At 69.6% G+C, this 20,012-nt stretch carries 19 protein-coding genes; 14 read left to right on the top strand and 5 right to left on the bottom strand.

Features of this window, described 5'->3' with window-relative positions; all coding sequences use genetic code 11:
- Window positions 1-80 precede the first annotated feature (80 nt).
- The 11 genes from valS (at window position 81) to C5E07_RS06925 (ending at window position 10,172) form a co-directional block, all read left to right on the top strand.
- Window positions 81-2,708: a valine--tRNA ligase gene (gene valS, locus C5E07_RS06975; protein WP_104298916.1), complete on the top strand. Its 2,628-nt coding sequence runs from the start codon at window positions 81-83 to the stop codon at window positions 2,706-2,708.
- Between the two features lie 67 nt (window positions 2,709-2,775).
- Window positions 2,776-3,303 carry a hypothetical protein gene (locus tag C5E07_RS06970; RefSeq protein WP_146080224.1) on the top strand — a complete coding sequence of 176 codons (528 nt, stop codon included), beginning with the start codon at window positions 2,776-2,778 and terminating at the stop codon, window positions 3,301-3,303.
- A 2-nt stretch (window positions 3,304-3,305) separates the two neighbouring features.
- Window positions 3,306-3,656, top strand: coding sequence for a hypothetical protein (locus C5E07_RS06965; protein ID WP_104298915.1), 351 nt, complete (start codon window positions 3,306-3,308; stop codon window positions 3,654-3,656).
- Between the two features lie 273 nt (window positions 3,657-3,929).
- Entirely contained in the window at window positions 3,930-6,020 is a 2,091-nt protein-coding gene (locus C5E07_RS06960; protein WP_104298914.1) for a M3 family metallopeptidase, read from the top strand.
- A 178-nt stretch (window positions 6,021-6,198) separates the two neighbouring features.
- Window positions 6,199-6,522: a hypothetical protein gene (locus tag C5E07_RS06955; RefSeq protein ID WP_104298913.1), complete on the top strand. Its 324-nt coding sequence runs from the start codon at window positions 6,199-6,201 to the stop codon at window positions 6,520-6,522.
- A gap of 112 nt (window positions 6,523-6,634) precedes the next feature.
- Window positions 6,635-6,961 (top strand): hypothetical protein, encoded by a 327-nt coding sequence (locus C5E07_RS06950; protein ID WP_104298912.1) that lies wholly within the window; start codon window positions 6,635-6,637, stop codon window positions 6,959-6,961.
- Window positions 6,958-8,055, top strand: coding sequence for a hypothetical protein (locus C5E07_RS06945; RefSeq protein ID WP_104298911.1), 1,098 nt, complete (start codon window positions 6,958-6,960; stop codon window positions 8,053-8,055). Before C5E07_RS06950 ends, C5E07_RS06945 begins: the two co-directional genes overlap by 4 nt.
- 113 nt (window positions 8,056-8,168) lie before the next feature.
- Window positions 8,169-8,687 carry a GNAT family N-acetyltransferase gene (locus C5E07_RS06940; protein WP_104298910.1) on the top strand — a complete coding sequence of 173 codons (519 nt, stop codon included), beginning with the start codon at window positions 8,169-8,171 and terminating at the stop codon, window positions 8,685-8,687.
- Window positions 8,688-8,878: 191 nt separating this feature from the next.
- Window positions 8,879-9,373, top strand: a complete 495-nt coding sequence (locus tag C5E07_RS06935; RefSeq protein WP_104298909.1) for a hypothetical protein — start codon at window positions 8,879-8,881, stop codon at window positions 9,371-9,373.
- A gap of 125 nt (window positions 9,374-9,498) precedes the next feature.
- Complete coding sequence (locus C5E07_RS06930; RefSeq protein WP_146080540.1) at window positions 9,499-9,741, top strand: hypothetical protein; 243 nt, start codon at window positions 9,499-9,501, stop codon at window positions 9,739-9,741.
- A complete protein-coding gene (locus tag C5E07_RS06925) occupies window positions 9,738-10,172 on the top strand; it encodes a hypothetical protein (RefSeq protein ID WP_104298907.1) in 435 nt (144 codons plus the stop codon). Before C5E07_RS06930 ends, C5E07_RS06925 begins: the two co-directional genes overlap by 4 nt.
- Window positions 10,173-10,194: 22 nt before the next feature.
- On the opposite strand, the gene C5E07_RS06920 is transcribed toward C5E07_RS06925, so the two are convergent.
- Window positions 10,195-10,701: a hypothetical protein gene (locus C5E07_RS06920; protein ID WP_146080539.1), complete on the bottom strand. Its 507-nt coding sequence runs from the start codon at window positions 10,699-10,701 to the stop codon at window positions 10,195-10,197.
- 116 nt (window positions 10,702-10,817) lie between these two features.
- Between C5E07_RS06920 and C5E07_RS06915 the strand changes: the two genes are divergently transcribed.
- The 3 genes from C5E07_RS06915 (at window position 10,818) to C5E07_RS06905 (ending at window position 13,004) form a co-directional block, all read left to right on the top strand.
- A complete protein-coding gene (locus tag C5E07_RS06915) occupies window positions 10,818-11,102 on the top strand; it encodes a hypothetical protein (protein WP_104298905.1) in 285 nt (94 codons plus the stop codon).
- Window positions 11,103-11,303: 201 nt separating this feature from the next.
- Complete coding sequence (locus C5E07_RS06910) at window positions 11,304-12,239, top strand: patatin-like phospholipase family protein (RefSeq protein WP_104298904.1); 936 nt, start codon at window positions 11,304-11,306, stop codon at window positions 12,237-12,239.
- Window positions 12,240-12,356: 117 nt separating this feature from the next.
- Window positions 12,357-13,004 carry a heme oxygenase (biliverdin-producing) gene (locus tag C5E07_RS06905; RefSeq protein WP_104298903.1) on the top strand — a complete coding sequence of 216 codons (648 nt, stop codon included), beginning with the start codon at window positions 12,357-12,359 and terminating at the stop codon, window positions 13,002-13,004.
- Between the two features lie 962 nt (window positions 13,005-13,966).
- On the opposite strand, the gene C5E07_RS06900 is transcribed toward C5E07_RS06905, so the two are convergent.
- From C5E07_RS06900 to C5E07_RS06885, 4 genes are read right to left on the bottom strand one after another with little or no spacing between them, the layout of a single operon-like run.
- Window positions 13,967-16,717, bottom strand: a complete 2,751-nt coding sequence (locus C5E07_RS06900) for a fibronectin type III domain-containing protein (RefSeq protein ID WP_104298902.1) — start codon at window positions 16,715-16,717, stop codon at window positions 13,967-13,969.
- Window positions 16,714-17,961 carry a hypothetical protein gene (locus C5E07_RS06895; protein ID WP_104298901.1) on the bottom strand — a complete coding sequence of 416 codons (1,248 nt, stop codon included), beginning with the start codon at window positions 17,959-17,961 and terminating at the stop codon, window positions 16,714-16,716. The genes C5E07_RS06900 and C5E07_RS06895 overlap by 4 nt, the downstream gene beginning before the upstream one ends.
- On the bottom strand, window positions 17,958-18,833 hold the full coding sequence (locus C5E07_RS06890; RefSeq protein WP_104298991.1) for a heme ABC transporter ATP-binding protein: 876 nt from the start codon (window positions 18,831-18,833) through the stop codon (window positions 17,958-17,960). The genes C5E07_RS06895 and C5E07_RS06890 overlap by 4 nt, the downstream gene beginning before the upstream one ends.
- Window positions 18,830-20,008 carry a FecCD family ABC transporter permease gene (locus tag C5E07_RS06885; protein WP_374953195.1) on the bottom strand — a complete coding sequence of 393 codons (1,179 nt, stop codon included), beginning with the start codon at window positions 20,006-20,008 and terminating at the stop codon, window positions 18,830-18,832. Before C5E07_RS06885 ends, C5E07_RS06890 begins: the two co-directional genes overlap by 4 nt.
- Window positions 20,009-20,012 lie beyond the last annotated feature (4 nt).

Raw genomic sequence — 20,012 nt, 5'->3', positions numbered from 1 at the left:
CACCCCTGGAGCCGCTACCCTGGATGGGTTCACAACAGGCACCCCAGACTCGGTGCCGCCAACATCGACACGGAGTGTGCATGTCCAGCTCGCCCTCAGTTCCTTCTTCTTCCTCAACTCAGGGCATTCCTGACAAGCCCGTCCTCGAGGGCCTCGAAGTCAAGTGGGGTGAGCGCTGGGAGGACTCCGGCACCTACCGCTTCAACCGCGAAGGCGCGACTCGAGGCGACATCTACTCGATCGACACGCCTCCCCCCACGGCGTCAGGCTCGCTCCACGTCGGCCACGTCTTCTCGTACACGCACACCGACGTCGTCGCGCGCTTCCAGCGCATGAGCGGCAAGCGCGTCTTCTACCCGATGGGCTGGGACGACAACGGCCTCCCCACCGAGCGACGCGTGCAGAACTACTACGGCGTGCGCTGCGACCCATCGCTCCCCTACGAGGCCGACTTCACGCCGCCGCACGAGGGTGGCGACGGCAAGAGCATCAAGGCCGCCGACCAGCAGCCCATCTCGCGCCGCAACTTCATCGAACTGTGTGAGCAGCTCACCATCGAGGACGAGAAGGCCTTCGAGGAGCTCTGGCGCCAGCTCGGCCTCTCGGTCGACTGGACGCAGAGCTACCGCACGATCGACGACTCCTCGCGCCGCAAGAGCCAGCTCGGGTTCCTCCGCAACCTCGAGCGCGGCGAGGCCTACCAGGACCAGGCGCCGACGCTGTGGGACATCACCTTCCGCACGGCCGTCGCGCAGGCCGAACTCGAAGACCGGGAGCAGCCGGGCGCCTACCACCGCATCGGCTTCGCCCGCGAGGGCGGCGAGCCGATCTTCATCGAGACGACGCGCCCCGAACTCCTCCCCGCGTGTGTGGCCCTCGTCGCGCACCCCGACGACGAGCGCTACCAGCCGCTCTTCGGCACGACCGTCACGACGCCCCTGTTCGGTGTCGAGGTGCCCGTGCTCGCGCATCCGCTCGCCCAGAAGGACAAGGGCAGCGGAATCGCCATGATCTGCACGTTCGGCGACGTCACCGACGTCGTGTGGTGGCGTGAGCTGAAGCTCCCGAACCGCACCGTGCTCGGCAAGGACGGCCGCCTCATCGCGGATGCCCCCGAGGCCATCACGAGCGAGGCGGGCAAGGCCGCGTACGCCGAGCTCGCCGGCAAGACCGTGTTCAGCGCCAAGAAGGCCGTCGTCGAGCTCCTCCAGGCGTCCGGCGACCTGGTCGGCGACCCCAAGCCCATCCAGCACCCCGTGAAGTTCTTCGAGAAGGGCGACCGCCCGCTCGAGATCGTCTCCACCCGCCAGTGGTACGTGAAGAACGGCGCGACCGACGTCGACCTCAAGGCCCGGCTCATCGAGCTCGGCCGCGAGATCTCCTTCTGGCCCGACTTCATGCGCGTGCGCTACGAGAACTGGGTCGAGGGCCTCTCCGGCGACTGGCTCATCTCGCGCCAGCGCTTCTTCGGCGTGCCCATCCCCGTCTGGTACCCCATCGACGCCGACGGCGAGGTGCAGTACGAGTCGCCCATCACCCCGGATGCGTCGCAGCTGCCCGTCGACCCGTCCTCCGACGTCCCGAACGGCTACACCGAGGCGCAGCGGGGCGAGGCTGGCGGCTTCCTCGGCGAGGTCGACGTCATGGACACCTGGATGACCTCCTCCCTCACCCCGCAGCTCGCTGGCGGCTGGGAGTCCGACGAGGAGCTCTTCGGTCTCGTCTTCCCCTACGACCTGCGCCCGCAGGGCCAGGACATCATCCGCACGTGGCTCTTCTCGACCGTGCTGCGCGCGCAGCTCGAGCACGGCGTCGCCCCCTGGTCGAACGCCACGATCTCCGGCTTCATCGTCGACCCCGACCGCAAGAAGATGTCGAAGTCGAAGGGCAACGTCGTCACGCCCGCCGACATGCTCCAGGCGCACGGCTCCGACGCCGTCCGCTACTGGGCGGCCTCCAGCCGCCTCGGCACGGACGCGGCGTTCGACCCGAAGAACCCGACGCAGATCAAGATCGGCCGCCGCCTCGCGATCAAGGTGCTCAACGCGTCGAAGCTCGTGCTGGGCTACGGCGACCACGTCGGCGAGGTCACGGAGCCACTCGACCGCTCGATGCTCGCCGAGCTGAACCGCGTCGTCGGCGAGGCGACGAAGGCGTTCTCCGACTACAACCACGCTCGCGCGCTCGAGGTCACCGAGACGTTCTTCTGGACGTTCTGCGACGACTACCTCGAGCTCGTGAAGGAGCGCGCGTACGGCGCCGGCGAGGACGCCGCGGCTCAGGCCTCGGCCGTCACCGCCATGCGCTCGGCGATCGACGTGCTCCAGCGCCTCTTCGCCCCGTTCATCCCCTTCGCGACCGCCGAGTCGTGGTCGTGGTGGCACGACTCGGAGCTGCACACGGCGGCCTGGCCGACGTCGGCGGACCTCGCGGCGGCCGGCGACCAGGACGGCGCGCTCCTCGCACTGACGAGCACGGCCCTCACGAGCATCCGCGGCGCGAAGACCGCGGCGAAGGCTTCCCAGAAGACGCCAGTGGCGAGTGCGGTCATCGCGGCACCCGAGGAGTCGGTGGCGCTGCTTCGCCTCGCTTCCGCGGATCTCCGCCACGTCGGTCGCATCGAGCAACTCGACTTCGAGGTCGCCGAGGCGCTCGAGGTCCGGGATATCGAGCTGCTCGTCGTCCCGCCGACCGAAGCGTCGTCGTAGGCTGGGGGTTCCCCCCAAGTCTGAGTGCAGCAGCGACGTCAGTGACAGAAGAGGAGTCAGGGCCGGCATGACAGTTCCTGAAAAGGCCAAGCCCCGCAAGCGAACGCGGGACCGCGCCGCGGCGCGTCCCAGCATCGAGGTCAGGGCCATGGGCCCGACCGACTACTTCGTCTGGCAGCCGCTGTTCGCGCAGCACGTGGATGCGCTGGGCGAGAGCTCGAACGACGGGCGCGCGCTCGGCGTGTGGCGCCACGTCGCCAGCAAGACGGGCAACCTCGAGGGCATGATCGCGTTCGTCGAGGGCGAGCCCCGCGGCTACGTGCTGTTCCGTGAGCGCCTCGACATCCGCGGTGCGCGCACGGTGCTGAACATCGAGGCGAAGTACTCGGGCGCCGACTCGAACCGGGCGGCCGTCAACGAGGAGCTCCTCGGCGCCGTGTTCGCCGCGGCTGCGAAGCGCGGATTCGACGCCATCTCGTGGCTGGTCGACGCCGAGGACGAGGTCGGCCTGCAGCAGTCCGCGCGCATGGGCAGCCGCAGCGACGAGGTCCGCTTCGAGATCTCCGTCGACTCCCGCCAGCAGAACGAGGGCTAGACGTGCTCATCGGCGAACGGTGGCGGGCGGGCAGCCGCCCGCCCCGCTCGCTCGAGAAGTACCCGGAGTTCGTCGAGGCCTGCTCCGCGCATGAGCACGTCATCTCCCCGACCGTCGACGATGTCTCGAAGCTGTGGTGGACGCTCACCTGGCTCGAGGGGCGGCCCGTCGCCGAGCTCGAACAGGGGCCGCGGGTCGCGCTCCGCGCTGACGGCTCGGTGCATGTGAGCGGCGCCGAGGAACCGGTCGGAGCTGGCGTCGGCGTCGCCGACGGGGACTCCCCCGAGCACGACGTGTTCGACGAAGACGAAGATGACGACGACCTCTTCCCGGAGCCAGCGCCCCGCGCCTGAACGACGACGCCCCGCTGCGCGCGTAGCCCCTACTGCCCGCTCGACCTCTCCGCCCCGCCGGGCCCTGCCTGCCTGCTCCGATCCCCTCTCGACCCGGTCCGCTCCCTGTCCCGGTCCCCGGTCCCCGAAGCTGAGTTGTGGTCGTCTCGATCGCGTGAGAACGACCACAACTCCGCTCTGCGTTTCGCGGACGGGGTCACGACCGGATGCGTCCGCTGAGCGCGGACAGCGGATGCGCGTGCCGTGTCGGTGGTCGCGCCTAGGGTTGGAAGCATGACCCAGACCGTGCAGCTCGACGCCGAGAACCCGTTCGCCAACCCCAGCTCGCTTCCCTTCCAGTTGCCGCCTTTCGGAGAGGTGCGCGAAGAGCACTTCCTCCCGGCGTTCGAAGCTGGCATGGCGCAGCAGCTCGCGGAGGTCCAGGCGATCACGGCGAACCCCGAGCCTGCGACGTTCGCGAACACGGTCGAGGCCCTCGAGCGATCCGGCCAGCTCCTCGAGCGCACGGCCGCCGTCTTCTTCACGCTCAGCTCCGGCGACGCGACCCCGGGCATCGACAAGATCGAGGCGGAGATCGGGCCTCGGCTGACCGCGCACGAAGACTCCATCACGCTGAACCGGGCACTGTTCGCGCGCATCCAGTCGGTGTACGACACCCGCGAGCAGGCAGGGCTCACCGACGAGCAGACGTTCCTGGTCGAGAAGCTGCACCGCAACTCGAGCCTCGCGGGTGCCGGCCTCGACGATGCGTCGTCGGCTCGTCTGCGTGAGCTCAACGGCCGCCTGTCGGAGCTCGAGGTGCAGTTCGACCAGAAGCTGCAGGCCGACAGCAACGCGCTCGCCCTGGTCGTCGACTCCGCGGAAGAGCTCGCGGGGCTCGACGAGAGTGCCATCTCGGCCGCATCCGCTGCCGCGGAGGCTCGCGGGCTCACCGGCAAGTACTTGATCTCGCTGGTGCTCTTCACGGGCCACCCGCTGCTCTCGACGCTGACGAACCGCGAGACGCGACGCAAGCTGTTCGAGGCGTCGTCCGCGCGCGGCAGCCGCGGTGGCGACCACGACACAAGGGCCACGGCGCTCGAGATGGTGCGCGTGCGCGCCGAGCGGGCCCGTCTGCTCGGCTTCGAGAACCACGCTGAGGCCGCCGCGGCGAAGTCGACCGCAGGGAGCGCATCCGCGATCCGAGCGCGCCTCGAGCAGCTCTCGACTCCCGCCGCCGCCAACGCGCGCCGTGAGCAGGACGTGCTGCAGGCCACCATCGACGCCGAACAGGCCGCGGCCGGCGAGCCGAGCTTCGCGCTCGAGCCGTGGGACTGGGCGTTCTACACCGAGAAGGTGCGCGCCCGCGACTACGCCGTCGACACGTCGCAGATGCGCCCGTTCTTCGAGGCGAAGGCGGTGCTCGAGAACGGCGTCTTCTACGCCGCGAACCGCCTCTTCGGAGTCACGTTCACCGAGCGGCCCGAGCTGCGCGGTCACCACGCGGACGCGGTCGTGTACGAGGTGGGCAACGAGGACGGCACCGAGGTCGGGCTGTTCTCGCTCGACCTCTACACGCGCGATTCGAAGCGGGGTGGCGCGTGGATGAACTCGGTCATTCAGCAGAACCGCCTGCTCGGCGAGCCGACGGTCGTGCTCAACACGTTGAACGTGCCGAAGCCTGTTGAGGGCTCGCCGACGCTGCTCACCTTCGACGAGGTGGAGACGCTCTTCCACGAATTCGGGCACGCTCTGCACGGCCTGTTCGCGCTGGTCGGCTACCCGAGCCTGGGTGGCACGAATGTGCCCCGCGACTTCGTCGAGTTCCCGAGCCAGGTGAACGAGATGTGGATGCTGTGGCCCGAGGTGCTGCGCAACTACGCGAAGCATCACGAGACGGGTGAGCAGCTGTCGGAGGAGCTCGTCGAGCGCCTGCTCGACTCGGCGTCGTTCAACGAGGGCTTCGGCACCAGCGAGTACCTGGCTGCGTCGGTCATCGACCTCGAATGGCACTCGCTGTCGCCCGAGGAAGCGGCCGAGGTGACCGACGTCGAGGCATTCGAGCAAGCCGTTCTGCGCCGCTACGGGCTCGATCTTCCCGCCGTGCCGCCGCGGTACACGCTCCCCTACTTCCAGCACATCTTCGCCGGCGGCTACAGCGCCGGCTACTACGGCTACATCTGGAGCGAGGTGCTCGACGCGGCGACGGTCGACTGGTTCGCGGAGCAGGCGGAGCTCGACGGCGGCCTGCGAGCTGCGGGCGAGCGCTTCCGTCGCAGCATCCTCGAGCCTGGTGGCTCCCGCGAGGCGATGTCGCTGGTCAGCGACCTCCTCGGCGGCCCGGCCCCCATCGAGCCGCTGCTCAAGCGCCGCGGACTGCAGTAGCTGCGATGGAGGGGCTTCGGCCCCTCCATCTTGCGGCCACTTCGGCACGCCTTGGAGGCCTTGGGACGCAGTCGTCAGGAATGACGAGGTGTTCCTCGGCACGACTGATGTCCGGGTACCGTCTCCCGCTCGGACTGCGCTGAGCCGACGTCCAGAACGGCATGTTCGGCTGGACGGCATGGAGCTCTTCTGGGGTATCGCGTTGATCGTGGTCGGCGGCACGGCAGCGGTCGTCGACAACTGGCGCCACGCGGTCGTGAACCCTGAGCACCGGATCCCGTGGATCGGCCGCCCGCCGGTGCTCCCCCGAGCCTGGTACGTGGCGCGCGTCATCATGGGGTTCGCCACCGTCTACGGCGTCCTGACCGTCATGAGGGCCACCGAGCTGCTGATGTTCATGGCTGCGGTGCTCGCAGCCGTCGCTGTCCTGCCCGGGTTCTTCGTGGCGGTGGCCCACAACCGGCGGGTCAATCGTCAGCGGCTTGAAACTGCCCCGCAGTAGGAATAGACCTGCGCGAGCCCGAGTCGCACTCCCGAAGAGACACATTCAGGATTACTGCACCAGCAACGCTATAACCGGTGGGGCTTCATTCCTCGACCGATACGGTGGATGCATGAGTTCGTCGGTCGTTGTCGTTCCGCGAAGCCACTGGATCAGTGCCTGGTTCCTCCTTCTCTTCGCGGTTCCCGTCGTCCGCGTCGACGACGTCGACCACCCGGCCCGTTGGGGACAGCCGACCGAGGTCACCGTTGAGCCTGGCTCGCACAGAGTCGGCGTCGGTGCGAGGTACCACGGAACCAGAAGCGCGGTCGGCATCGGGGGCGCGGAATCCCGCTTCGTGGTCGCTGAGCAACAGCGACTCCTCTTGGACGCCAGGAACGGCTTCTTCAACCACGACCCCTTCCGAGTGACCGAGCGATCGATCGGAGCACTTCGGTGACCGGTCCGGATGTCCCGGCCATGGGATGCTCGGGAGCCGCGCGCGATGTCGCCGCCCGTCTGCTCCTCGGCCCCCGCGGGCGCAGGCTGTGCCTCGAGTACGCCGTGCACTCCAGCCCAGCGGTCGGCTCAGCCCTGTTCCCACTCGCGCGTCACGTTGACGTCAACCCGGGGGTTCGCTACAGCCTGACCGGACACGCGCCCATGCCCACGGACGATCCGATCCCCACTGCTGAGGAGTTGGCCGCGTGCCTCAGCGGCGTCGACCTGGCAACGGTCGATCCCGAGGGCGTGACGGAAGCCCTGCGCGCGTCACTCAACTCGGCCCGCTACTGGCAGGAACCAGACGGCAACGACGAGGTTGCGGCGTTGCCCGAAGTCCGGGCCGCACTCCACCCGATCGCTGAACTCGTCGCCGCAGCGCTCCCGGGCCTCGCCTCCCCGCGGGGAAAGAAGCAGTGGGCGGTGGATTGGAACCCGGCGGAGAACGCCGCACCGCTCCACACCGACCCGGCAGCAGCCCTCCGGACGTGGACGCGGGAGCTGGCCGACGAGGAGCAGCGGGCAGCGCGAGACCGCCCCTTGGATCCGCACGCGCGCTGGTCGGGAACCTGGTGGTCGGTGCCACAGACAATCCTCGAAACCCGAGGAACCGTAGAGGCGGCGCTCGAGCTCATTGAGGACTCCTTCGGCTGGACTGCGGCGACGTTCATTCCGGTCAGCGGCGTTGGGTCCGTGCTGGAGATCGAGTCGGCAGACGACTGGGCGAGGCTCTGCCGCGACTACCCGGCCGAGGTGACGGCGTCGCGGCGCCACGACTGGTTCCGGACGACTGGGCGGAACGGTCGCTGGGTCATTCCGCACTGGGAGCGCGTCGCGCAGGACTGGGACGCCGTGCACCTCACGGCCCTGGGCTACTACTCCTCGGCAACGCAGGTCGTGGGCGTCGATACGGAGTTCGCATCCGTGATCGCAGGGTGGGCGCCCGACTCGACGCTGTGGCTGCGCGACGTCGCTCGCGAAGCTACCGCGGCACGCGAGGAGTGGTCCCGGCCGACTGAGCAGGATGAATGGGCACGCAACACCGCCGCGTAGTCACAACGCCTGACTTTCAACCTGTGGGCCGAGCCGGAGTGATGCTCGCTCGTGCGGGACAAGCCGAGCATCTTTCCAGGGCTCTCACGAACAGCGCCGTACGTTGGTGAATCATGATCGAAGACCACGTTCGCGTCGAAGCGGCGTCCGAGCTTGACGTCGCCGCGGTAGCGAATCTCATCGCTCAAGCGCGTGCCTGGTTGGCGTCTCGTGGCATCGACCAGTGGCAGGACGAGGTGCCGATGTCGCTCCTGGAATCCGATGCGGCGCACGGGCGCCTGTTCGTCGTGAGGGACGGGGACCGCACCGTGGCGACGGTCACCCTCTCCGATTCCGACACCGCGATCTGGGGCACCACCGCGCGCACGGCTCTCTACGTGCACCGCTTGGTGGTCACGCAGACGCACCGGGGCGTCGGTCTCGGCGAGAGCGTCCTCGATTGGGCGCGGTCGCAGGCGACGGCTGGCAGCATTCCGCTCCTTCGACTCGACTGCGCGACCGAGAACCGCGTGCTGCGGTCGTACTACGAACAGCGAGGGTTTCGGCACGTTCGGGATGCCACCGTCATCTCACCCGACGGTGCACGCGAGCTGGCGTGCAGCCTCTATGAGGCAGAGCTCCCTCGCCTCTGAGAGGTGCTCGTGCCGATCTTCGCCACGAGCGCCAGGACGATGACGCCTGCGGCGACGAAGAGCATCGCTGTGAGGAAGATCATGACCGACACAACAAGACCCTAGACGCATCGCCTCCATGGGCGACCAGGTCCTCGAGTCCCACCGCCGCGGTGAGGCGTCACCCAGAACAACGTGTTCGTGTGGGCCGTATGGAACTCTTCTGGGGCATCGTGCTGCTGGCCATCGGATCGGCGGCGTGCGCCGTCGACGTCGTCCGACTGTCCAGGAGCATCCCGGGGCAGAGGATCCCGCTGTTCGGCCGGCCGCCGAAGCTGCCGCGCCTGTGGTTCCTCCCCCGCCTGGTCATGGTCTTCGCCGTCATGGGCGGACTACAGCTGCTCGGGCGAGCCGCAGACCTGACATTCCTCCTGACCGCCGTCTTGCTGGGAGTGGTCCTGCTCGTGCCGGCTCTCGGGGTCGCAGCGCTGCACAACCGCCGGATCGGCATGCGCGACGCGAGGCAGGCGCAGGACGATCTCGAAGGGTCCGAGGTCACCGGGCGCTCGCGGGGATGCGAGGCGCCGCGAGGCGATCCGCTCGGCAGGGCCGCGAATCTCTGCCCTGAGCCACAGCGTCCCGGGCAGACGAGATCTAAGCTCGTGCCATGTCAATGGTGGAATCCGAGCCGGAAAGCGCAGCGGTAAGCGCACGCGCGCCGCACGGGGAAGCCAGGACCATTGCCCTCGCCGTATCGGGGGTGTTCGTTCTCGGGTTCTTAGCGCTCGCACTCGGCCAAGGGATCGCGGAGATGCTCGTCTACGGTGCCGCGATGGAGACTGATCGGGATCCGCGCTCGTCCGCCGCGCTGAACTACGGCGAGGCGAAGTCCATGACCGACCTCGCGATCCTCGCCCTCGGCGTCGCCTGGATCGCATACCTCGGGGCCGCCGTCAGTTTCGCCAGCATCGGTCCGCGCGCCTTCGGCCGCACGTTCGGGATGCTCGTCCTGCTCTCGGTCATCGTCATCGTGGTTCCCGTCGGCTGGCCTCTACTCGACCTCGCGGTGCGATGAGCGACGACGTGCCCACCTGGCACACGGCCGAGCATCGCCCAGTTCGCCCCTCGGCCTGGCGCCCGATCCTCGGGTGGAGCATCGCAACCGTCATCATCCTGTTCGCGGCCGCGGCGACGCTCGTCATCGGCGTCTTCCTCGCGCTCAGCGTCGGCGAGGTCCTCCACTACGGCCCCGAAGCCGACGCGAGCGACACCTGGACCACCCCCAAGGGACACTACGAGGAGGCCATCCTCACGACGTGGATAGCCGGTGTCGCTCACTTCCTGGTCTGGTTCTTCAGCCTTTCGGCGGCCGCCATCACCGCCGCCTGCACCCACAAGTCAGTGTGGTGGTCGCTCGCCATCATCACGGTCCTCGCCGCGCTCGAGATCAGCGCCGCTGTCGTCATCCAGCACGTCAGGTACGAGGCGGGCGAATACCTGGGGTGAGCGGGCCCCGCGGTGCGCGCCGCTAGATCTGCGCGGCCGCTGCGAGGTCAACGACGCGCATGACCTCACGCTTGGGTGAGAGCTGCACCACCGTGATCGCGGCCGCGAAGGCTGCGCTGTTCTTCTCGCGCGCAACCTGGATGCGGCGCCGGAACGTCCCCAATTGCACGTCAAGCTTCTCGGCAGCGTCGGCGACCGACATGCCAGGCAGCTCCCCGCGAGGTGTGGCGCCGATCGCCTCGGATGCGATCTTGTTTCGCTGCGCCGCACGCTCGCGCGATTGCTGCGCCCTGGCCTCGCGTTCCTCCGGGGTGCCGCCGAATCTCGTGGTCGCGGTCGCTCCCGTGACGCCAAGCGCCGCTCCGATCTGCGCCCACGTCGAACCGGCGGCGCGAGCGCGCTCGACAGCATCCACGAGGCCGACTTCCTCCAGCCATCTGACTGCGTCGCGCGTCGCCGTGACGCGCGCAAGCGGATCGCCGTTGCCCGGCGCCAGTCGTTCGAGGGCAGCTTCAAGTGGTTCACGCATGGCATCCATCTGATCGAGCGTACGTCGAGCAACGGCACCCCGTCCGCAGGCCACCTCGAACCACTTCGACGGCACTCCCTGGCCGCCTCGCGCCTCGGCCCGGTATTCTCGGCGGCATGCTCAGCGACGGCAACCAAGTGACGGCAGCGTCGGTCCCGGACTGGGAGTTCCGGTTCAGCACAGGCGAGCGTGAGCAGGCGTCGCTGACCGGGGATCAGCGCATCCGCCTGACTCACCTGCAGTCATTTCTCCCGGCGACGGGTCACGCCCTGCTCGCGCCGCGCCGCGAGGAGCTGACGGTGTGGTTGCGAGCGCTCGTCGAAGAAGGGGTCAGCGTCGACCTGCTGGCAGTCGAGCTCCGCCTTCCCCGTGCCTTCGTGGCCAGCATCAACGAGGCCTGAGCCAGGCTCTCGGCTCTCGGCTCTCGGTTGATTCGCGATCCGCCCCGCCAGGCGTAGGGTGTTCTCCATCGTGATCCGAAGCCAGGAGGTGACACCCATGAACGCAGGACCAACAGTGGGTGCTCCCCGCAGCTCACGAACTCGCGACTAAGCAGGTCGCGCTGGGAGCGCCCGTCACGCACCGTGTGAAAGGCAACCCCCATGGACCTTCCTTCCTCCTCCGCTCCCCTGCTCGTGCCGTCTGACGCACACAGCCCCCGCCGTGCACTTGTGCTCGGCGGAGGCGGCTCAACCGGCAACGCCTGGCTCATCGGGGTGCTCGCGGGCCTCGACGCGGCGGGCCTCGACGTCGCGTCCGCCGACCTCGTCGTGGGCACCTCGGCGGGGGCAACCGCCGGTGCTCAGCTCGCCGGGGCGACACCGTCCGACCTGTTCGAGGCGATTCTCGCCGCGCCCGCGCGACCCCTCCCGTCCGGGCCCCGGCACCCGCCCACACCGGGGGCGGTATCCGAACAGGTCGCAGCCCAGCTCGAACAGATGCAACGGCTCATCGCCGGATCCGCGGACGCGACCGACATGCGCCGACGACTCGGCGCATCCGCGCTCGAGCGGCTGGCGGCTGCCGACGGATCGTGGCAGGACCGCTGGCGCAGCATCGTCGCCTCCCGCCTCCCAGTGCTGGACTGGCCTGCGAGGCAGCTGCTGCTCACCGCCGTCGACGCCGAGACCGGCGACCCGGTGACGTTCGACCAGCACAGCGGTGCGGACCTCGTCGACGCCGTCGCAGCGAGCACATCGAGCGGCCTCCCGTACAGCGTCGGCGATCGGTGGCTCATCGACGGCGGCTTCCGCCGAAACGAGAACGCCGACCTCGCAATGGGCTTCGACCGTGTCCTGGTGCTTGCCCCGTTCTCGGGGAAGAGCCTCACACCGCGCGAGTGGGGCCTGCAGCTGGATGCGCAGCTCGAGGAGCTGCGCACGACCGGCAGCACCGTCGAGACCATCTTCCCGGGTGCTGAGCTCGACCACCTGTTCGGGGCCAACGCCATGGACCTCTCGCTGCGACCATCCGCCGCTCGCGCCGGATTCGCGCGTGGGCAGCGCTGTGCGGAGGAGGTGGCTGAGAGCTGGGTGTAACGATGGGGTGAAATCTTCGCCCAGAGGATTCCCAGAAGAAGTAAGGGTCACCTAAGCTGAGGGAATTCAGTCTTCGGTGCGATCCCCTCGCACCGATCCCGCCCGAAGGGATCCCGCATGACCATCGTCACCGACACCGCGACGACCATCAGCGCGCGCCTGCGCGAGCGCACCTCGCAGGCCCACGAAAGCGCCGAACGCTCGCGCTTCCTCGAGCGCCTCCTGGGCGGCCAGCTCGGCATCGACGCCTGGGCTGCGCTGCTGCAGCAGTACGGCTTCATGTACGAAGCACTCGAGAGCGCGGCGGTCCCCGTGCGCGAGAGCGGCAAGCTCGGCGCTATCCCGGCCGTTGAGCTGAACCGTGCCGCTTCGATCGCAGCCGACCTGGAAGCGCTCGCTCCGCGGCTCACGCAGCCGCTCCCCGGTGAGCTCCCGGCCACCCGCGAGTACGCGGAACGCATCACCGCATCCGCCGACGACCCGGCCCGCTACCTCGCACACCACTACACGCGCTACCTCGGCGACCTCTCCGGTGGCCAGGCAATGCGCGTCATGCTCGACCGCACCTACGGGCTCCCCGCGCACGAAGCGACGTTCTTCGACTTCACCGAGATCCCCGCGATCGTGCCGTTCAAGCGCGCCTACCGCACCCAGCTCGACGACCTCGCCTTCGACGAAGCGGCCATCGTGCGCCTCCTCGACGAAGCCAACGCGAGCTTCACCTGCAACGAGCGCATCTTCGAAGCGCTCGACGCGCGCTTCTAGCGACAACCGCGCGCAGACGCAGACGCGCAGACGCGCAGGTGCGCAGACGCCAGGTGCGGACGCGCGCAGGTGCGCAGGTGCGCAGACGCGCAGGTGCGCAGACGCGCAGGTGCGCACGGCCCGCATCCACTCGGATGCGGGCCGTTCTCGCGTGCCCGCAGGCCTCCGCACCGACTCGCGCACCTCGCGGGAGCGGCTCCAAACCTGGCCAGTGCGCGCAGAGTTGTGGCGAAACGAGGTCGGGACGAGCGGCACCAGCACCGGGCCACAACCCTGCGCCGCCGCCTGAGCCTGGACCTGCACCTGTTACCCGCACCCGCCACGCGCGCCCGCAGCTGTCCCTGCATCTGCGCCCGCATCCGCACTTGCGCCCGCACCTGCACCCGTGCTTGCACCCGCACCTGCACCTGCACCTGCACCTGCACTCGACGGCGCCGCCCACGAGCGACACGAGCGCAAAGTTGTGGCCAGGTGAGGTCGGGAAGCGGAGCAACAGCATCCCGCCACAACTATGTCGAGGTAGCAAGGCAGCGAGTAGAGCAGCACGCAGAGCTACAAACGACACGAGCGCCCCCGCAAACGTCGCGAGCGTCCCAGCACAAGGTCGGGAGCTGAGTTGTGGTCGCTACGAGCGTTTTTTGACGACCACAACTCCACTTTGGGCGAGCGGACGACGGCTCCGACGGGTCGGAAGCCACGACTCCCCGCAAACGTCGCGCGCGTCCCAGCACAAGGTCGGGAGCTGAGTTGTGGTCGCTACGAGCGCGTCTTGACGACCACAACTCCACTTTGGGCGAGCGGACGACGGCGCCCACGAGTCAGAAGCCTCGACTCCCCGCAAACGTCGCGCGCATCCCTGCACAAGGCCGAGAGCTGAGTTGCGGTCGCCACGAGCGCACTTTGACGACCACAACTCCACTTTGGGCGAGCGGACGACGGCGCCCACGAGTCAGAAGCCGCGCCTACCCGAAGAGGTTCGGGTCGAGGCCGAGCCTTCGTCGGACGAGGAGCGAGATCGACCAGTTCAGACCGGCGATGGCGAGCATGCCTGCTCCCCCGCCGAGCACCATGGGCGCAGTGATCTCCCCGATCTGCAGGCCCGAGGCCTCACTCGCGGTGGCGACCGGGCCAGCCTCCGACTGTGCGGCTCCCCCGCCAGCGGTCGCGACACCGGCCGCAGGCGCCGTCGTGGTGGGGGCGGGTGCGGCCGCGTTCGGAGCCCGAGTCCCGCCCGAGGCGTTGTTCTGCGTGAGCGTCGGCGCGGCCGGCGCGCTGTACGCGCCCGCGGTGGGCGTGTGGTCGCCGGCGAGGCTCACCGTGAGCGGGATCGTCGGCTTGTACGCGTCGCGAGCGCCGTTCGAGGTGAACCAGTACGAGAACTGGCCGGTCTCCTTCTGGAAGTCGACGAAGTCCGACGGGAACGCGCCCCAGTAGCTGGAGTTCAGCGCCGTGCGTGCCGCCTGCGCTGTCGCGGTCGAGTCGCCCCCGCCGACCACTCCCTGAGACTGGCCGGTGCCGCTGTATGAGACGCCCACGTAGTCGGGGGTAGTCGTGATGACATCGCCGCTGGTGTCGACGCCGGCCAGGTTGGCGAGGGTGATGATGCGCTCGGCCAGCGGCATCCACTTCGAGGCATCCGTCATCGACGCCCCGTAGCCGGAGGCTGTCGCGGTGATGGTGCCCTTGCCGCTCCCGTCCACCTTGAGCACGGGGTCGGTTGCCGTCCAATAGGTGAGACCGCCGTAGAAGGCGACGGTGAAGCTGCCGCGCCACTGCACGGTCAGCTCTGAGCCGGAACGGGTCGCCTCGCCGCCCGTGATGCGCACCTGGGATTCCGTGTGGGAGCCGAGCCGTGCCGTCGAGACGGCGGTGCCGGTGCGGTCGATGCACTTCGTCGCCCAGCTCGCCTGCTCGAAGCCGTTGCCGTTGGGCTTGATGATGGTGACGTTGCCGTCGGCGGAGCGGTACTCACTCGCGTTCCAGGCGCGGGATGAGCCCGTGTCTCCGGCCTCGCCTGCCGCGAGGAAGTTGCATCCTCCGGCGTAGGCGCCGCTTGTTGCCTCCTTGTTGAGGCCCCAGTAGAACGTCGCGCCGTCGGCGGATGCGCCGTCGCCGTCGGTGGGTGTGGTCGGCTCGGTGCTCGGGGGCGTCGTGGGCGCGGTTGTGGGCTCGGGCGGCACGGTGGGTTCGGGGCGCGATCCGGTGCTGAGCTGCTGCGTCGCGGATGCACCAGCCTGGGTCGCGAGGTACGGGGTCACGGTGATCGCGTACTCGGTGTCGGCGGTGAGCCCGGGGACGATCGTCGTTCCCTGGCCTGTCGCGTCCGCTGGAACCTGCAGGATCGCGCCGACGGCGGTGCCGCCCTGCGTGAGCTGCACCTGGTACTCCGTCGGCGGGCCTCCGCCGTCGGCAGGCCAGGTGAGGGTGGTCGTGAACGAGTTCGCCTGGACGTCACTGACCGTCACTCCTGGCTGCGTCGTCGTCCCGAGCGGCGGCACGACGGTGATGCGGAGCTGGTGGCCGGCGCCGAGGTCGATCGGGGTCTCGGCTGCGCCGTTGCGCACGGCGAGGGTGAACACGTGCGCACCCTCGGGCAGGTCCGCGACGTCCCACGTGCCAAGACCGGCACCGGCCGTGATCTGCGCGGTCGTGCCCGGCAGCAGCTGCAGCTCGCTCCCGTCCGCGGCGCGGAGCACGGGCTCCCCGGAGATGTCCTCGCCGAGGTTGGCGAATCGCACCTCGGTGCCCTCCGCGTAGCCGAGCGGCACCCGCTCGTAGGCGGGAGTGGCCGTCGGGGACGTGTCGAAGCGCAGCTCGAGCGGCGCGGCGACCTTCTTCGGGTCGGCGATGCCGCCCGAGGAGTACCAGTAGCTCGACTGCCCGCTCGCTTCGTGGAACGCCACGAAGTCCTTCGGCCAGGAGCCCCAGTCGTCGCCCGTGCGGGCCTGCGGTGTGCTGACGGCGCCCGCATCCACGCCCCGGTAGTCGGGGGTGATGGTGGCACCGGATGCCGTGAGCTCCGCCGGCGTGGCATCGATCGTGGCGAGCGTGACGCGCTGCGGGTCGAGTCTCTGCCACTTCGTCGGGTCGTCCATGTCGGCGCCGTAGCCGCCAGCGGTGCCCGTGAGCGTGCCCCTGCCGTCGGTGAGGTCGAGCCTGAGGTCGTCGACCGACCAGTACGTCATGCCTCCGTAGAAGACCACGGTGAAGGCACCGTCCCAGGAGATGCTGGCCGTGCCGGCTTCGAGGTCGACGGTGCCGGTGCCGTCGGCGAGGTTGACCTGGTTGGCGCTTGTCGATCCGGCTCCCGTGCCGACTCTGCTCCCGCCTGCGTCGAGGCACCTGGAGTCCCACGTGGCGGGCACCTGGTTGCCGGCGGCGTCGGGCTTCGTGATCGTGACGCTGCCGTCGCTCGCCGAGTAGAAGCGATCGTCGGCCCAGACCGCGGAGCTGCCGTTGTCGCCGGATGCTCCGGCGGAGAGGAAGTTGCACCCGCCGAAGTAGGCGCCACCGCCTGCTTCGTCGTTCATGGCCCAGGAGAGGCCGACCCCCGTGACCGGTGTCGATGCCGCCTCGGCGGAGTCCGCGGCCAGGAGCCCGACTCCCGCGAGAAGTCCCATGATGCCGATGCCGGCGAGGATGCGCGTGCCGATCCCCGGGGCCGGCAGGCGGCGCCCGCGCGGGGTGCCTAGGCGGTGCGTCGCTGAGGTCACCGTGCGTCCTCCCGGCGTCCGGCCGCGCTCGAGAGGATGAGGGTGGGCGCATCCCGCTCCTCGCCACCCGCGTCGACGCTCGCGTCGGCGCGGGCGTCGTCGAGCGGACTCGGGTGGCGCGGTGAAGGAGCGTCCATGGCGAAGAAGTCGACGAGCTTGTCGTTCTCGAGCGGCGCGGGGCCGGCGGGGACCTGCGAGAGCGCTTGCTGGGCACCGACCGCGCCCAGCCTGCGCCTGGCGCGAGCCTCGCGCTGCTCCTGGGAGAGCCTGACTGCCGCCGTTTTCCTGCGCTGCTTCTCTCGCTCCTGCAGCGCCTTGCGCTCCCGCTGCCCGCGCACCTTCTCGAGTGCGGCCGGGTTGACGCCGAGGAGGAGGCTCTTCGCGGCGAGGTACGCGCCGATCCCGACGGCGAGTGCGACGACCGTGAGGCCGACGAGGAGCAGGACGGGCGCGAGCACCACGAGCCAGGCGAGCGCGTCGCCGACGGAGCCGAGGCCCTGCGACGCGGCTGTGCTCTGCGTTGTCGTCCCGACGGGGGCGGAGGTCGCGACAGGCGCCGCGTCGCCGGGCTGCTCGGCGGGAGCCGCGGGGGCCGCCGCCTGCGGCTGCTGGGCGCTGGCCTCGGCCTGAGGGGCGACGGCTGCCGCACCGCCGGCGAAGGTGAGCGGCGTGAACGACTCGTTGTTCGTGTTCTTCACGCCGTGCGCCCCGATCGTGATGATGCCGCATTGCACGGTGGTGCAGTCGACCGAGGTCGCGTTCTGGTCGCGGTCGTACGTCTGGAAGACGGCGCCGGGAATGCGCAGCGTTCCCGACCACGTGCCGTCGGCCGCGACCTCGCCGCCGTTCGCGGCGTAGGAGGTCGACCCGCCAGGGAAGGCGGCGAACAGCTGGTAGCCGACGGGGTTCGTCTCGTCGTCGTACACGTACCGGTAGTCCTCCCCCGTGACGCCGCCGGCGCTCGGCTTCCACGAGCCGCCGTTCGGATCGTCGACCCAGCCGAACAGCACGTAGATGCCGCCGAACCCGCCCTGCACCGACTGGAAGCCGGAACCCGACACCTGGATCTCGCTCTGCGCATCCGCCGCGGGCTCTCCGGAGATGGTCACCTGGCCCGCGGCGTGTGCGGGCGACGCGGTGACGCCGACGAGCAGGGCACCGAGGGCGAGCGCGAGGGCCGCGACGATCGAGGCGGCCAAGCGCGCCCCAGAGAGGCGGCTGGCCGTTGGGGTGGTGGCGGTCATGCGTTCTGCCCTTCTGCGGCGAGGGTCGAGGGGGCGGGTCGGGAGGGGGTGCGTCGGGGAACGACGATCGGCGACCCGGTGATGGGGTCTTCGAGGATGTGCACGGGGTGCTCGTACACCTGCGAGATGAGCTCAGCCGTGAGCACGTCGGCGGGCGGCCCGTCTGCGACGATGCGGCCGCGGCTGAGGAGCGCGATGCGGTCGGCGTAGGCGGCGGCGAGGTCGAGGTTGTGGACGATGATGACGACGGCGCATCCGGTGCTCGCGTAGCTGCGCACGAGGTCGAGCACCATCTCCTGATGCTTGATGTCCATAGCGGCGGTCGGCTCGTCGAGGAGCATGACCGAGGCGGTCTGGGCGAGCACTCGCGCGAGCGCGGCCCTCGCGCGTTCGCCGCCGGACAGTGACGGGTAGTGGCGGTCGGCGAAGCGGTCGATGTCGGTGCGCCGCATCGCGCCCGCCGTGATGAGGTCGTCGCGGTCGCGCTCGCTGACCTGCTGCCAGGGCGCGCGGCCCATGTCGACGACCTCCTCGACCGAGAACGGGAAGGCGATGTCGACCTGCTGCAGGAGCACCGCGCGGCGCATGGCGAGCTCAGTGTTGGTCCAGGCGTAGCTGGGGAGGCCGTCGATCTCGACGGTGCCGCTGCGCGCATCCACGTCGGCCGTGATGACGTTGATGAGCGTCGACTTGCCGGCGCCGTTCGGGCCGACGAGCGCGAGCACCTCCCCGGCGCGGATGTCGAGGTCGAGTCCCTCGAGCACTGTGCGCTCGCCGAAGTCGACGCTCACGTCGCGCACGGAGAGCACCACATCGCCTGGCGCTGTGGCGCGCGGCTTGCGGATGGGGTTCCTGAGGATGGATCCGATCACGACCACGCACCGCCCTTGGCCCGGCTGCGCCGGATGAGGTAGAAGAAGAACGGCCCGCCGATGAGCGAGGTGAGCATGCCGATGGGGAGGTCCGCGTATTCGACGAGGGTCCTCGCGCCGAGGTCGGCGATCGTGAGCAGCAGCGCGCCGCCGAGCACGGAGCAGAGCAGCAGTGCCCGGTGGGACGGGCCGATGATCATGCGGATGATGTGCGGCACGACGAGCCCGACGAAGGCGATGATGCCGGCGAAGGCGACGGCGGCCGAGACGAGGAGGGCGACGTAGATCATGACCAGCAGCCGCACGCGCTCGACGTTGACGCCGACGTGGCGGGCCGCTTTCTCGCCGAGCGACAGCAGGTCGAGCTGGCGGCCGATGCCGATGGCGAGGATGCACCCGACGATGATGAGCGGCGCGACGAGCCAGACCTGCTCCCAGCGCGAGCCGTTCATGCTGCCCATCTGCCAGAACACGATCTGCTCGCGCGCCTGCGTGGGAGCGCTGAAGGTGATGAACGCGATGAGGGCACCGCAGACGGCGTTGACGGCCACTCCCGTGAGGATGAGCGTGATGACGTCGGTGCGTCGGCCTGAGCGGGACAGCGAGTAGACGACGAACGTCGTGATGAGGCCGGCGACGAACGCGAACGTCGGTGTCGTGAAGGGCCCGAGGAACGTGAGGCTGAAGAGGATCGAGAAGCTCGCGCCGACTGCTGCACCGGCCGAGACCCCGACCGAGCCTGGCTCGGCGAGCGGGTTGCCGAAGATGCCCTGCATGAGCGCGCCGGCGACGGCGAGCGCAGCGCCGACGAGCACGGTCAGCACGAGTCGCGGGAAGCGCACCTCCGCGAGCGCAGCAGCCCCGAACTCGTGGCTCGGGCCCGGCAGGGCGTCGATGCCGACCTGGTTGAGGAGGAAGCCGAGCACCTCGAGCGGCGGGATGTAGAGCTGGCCGATCATCGCCGACACGAGGCAGCCCGCGATGAGGAGGATCGTGAGCACGGCTGCGAGGAGCGACGCTCGCGCCTTCTTGGTCCGGGGCGGCGCATCCCTCGGCTCGGCAACCGGATCGGGGCGTCGCCGTGACCGCTCCTGTGCCCCGTCGAGGAGGCGGTGGCGCTGCGGCTGCTGGGGTGCGGCCGGCGGGGTGGTGTCTGGCGGTGTTGCCGTTCTCACGTGT

It is taken from the genome of Pseudoclavibacter sp. RFBJ3 (assembly GCF_002931375.1).
In the GTDB taxonomy this organism is placed as follows: domain Bacteria; phylum Actinomycetota; class Actinomycetes; order Actinomycetales; family Microbacteriaceae; genus Pseudoclavibacter.
The sequence above is the reverse complement of the archived record's forward strand: the minus strand, read 5'-3'. Positions and strand labels throughout refer to the sequence as shown.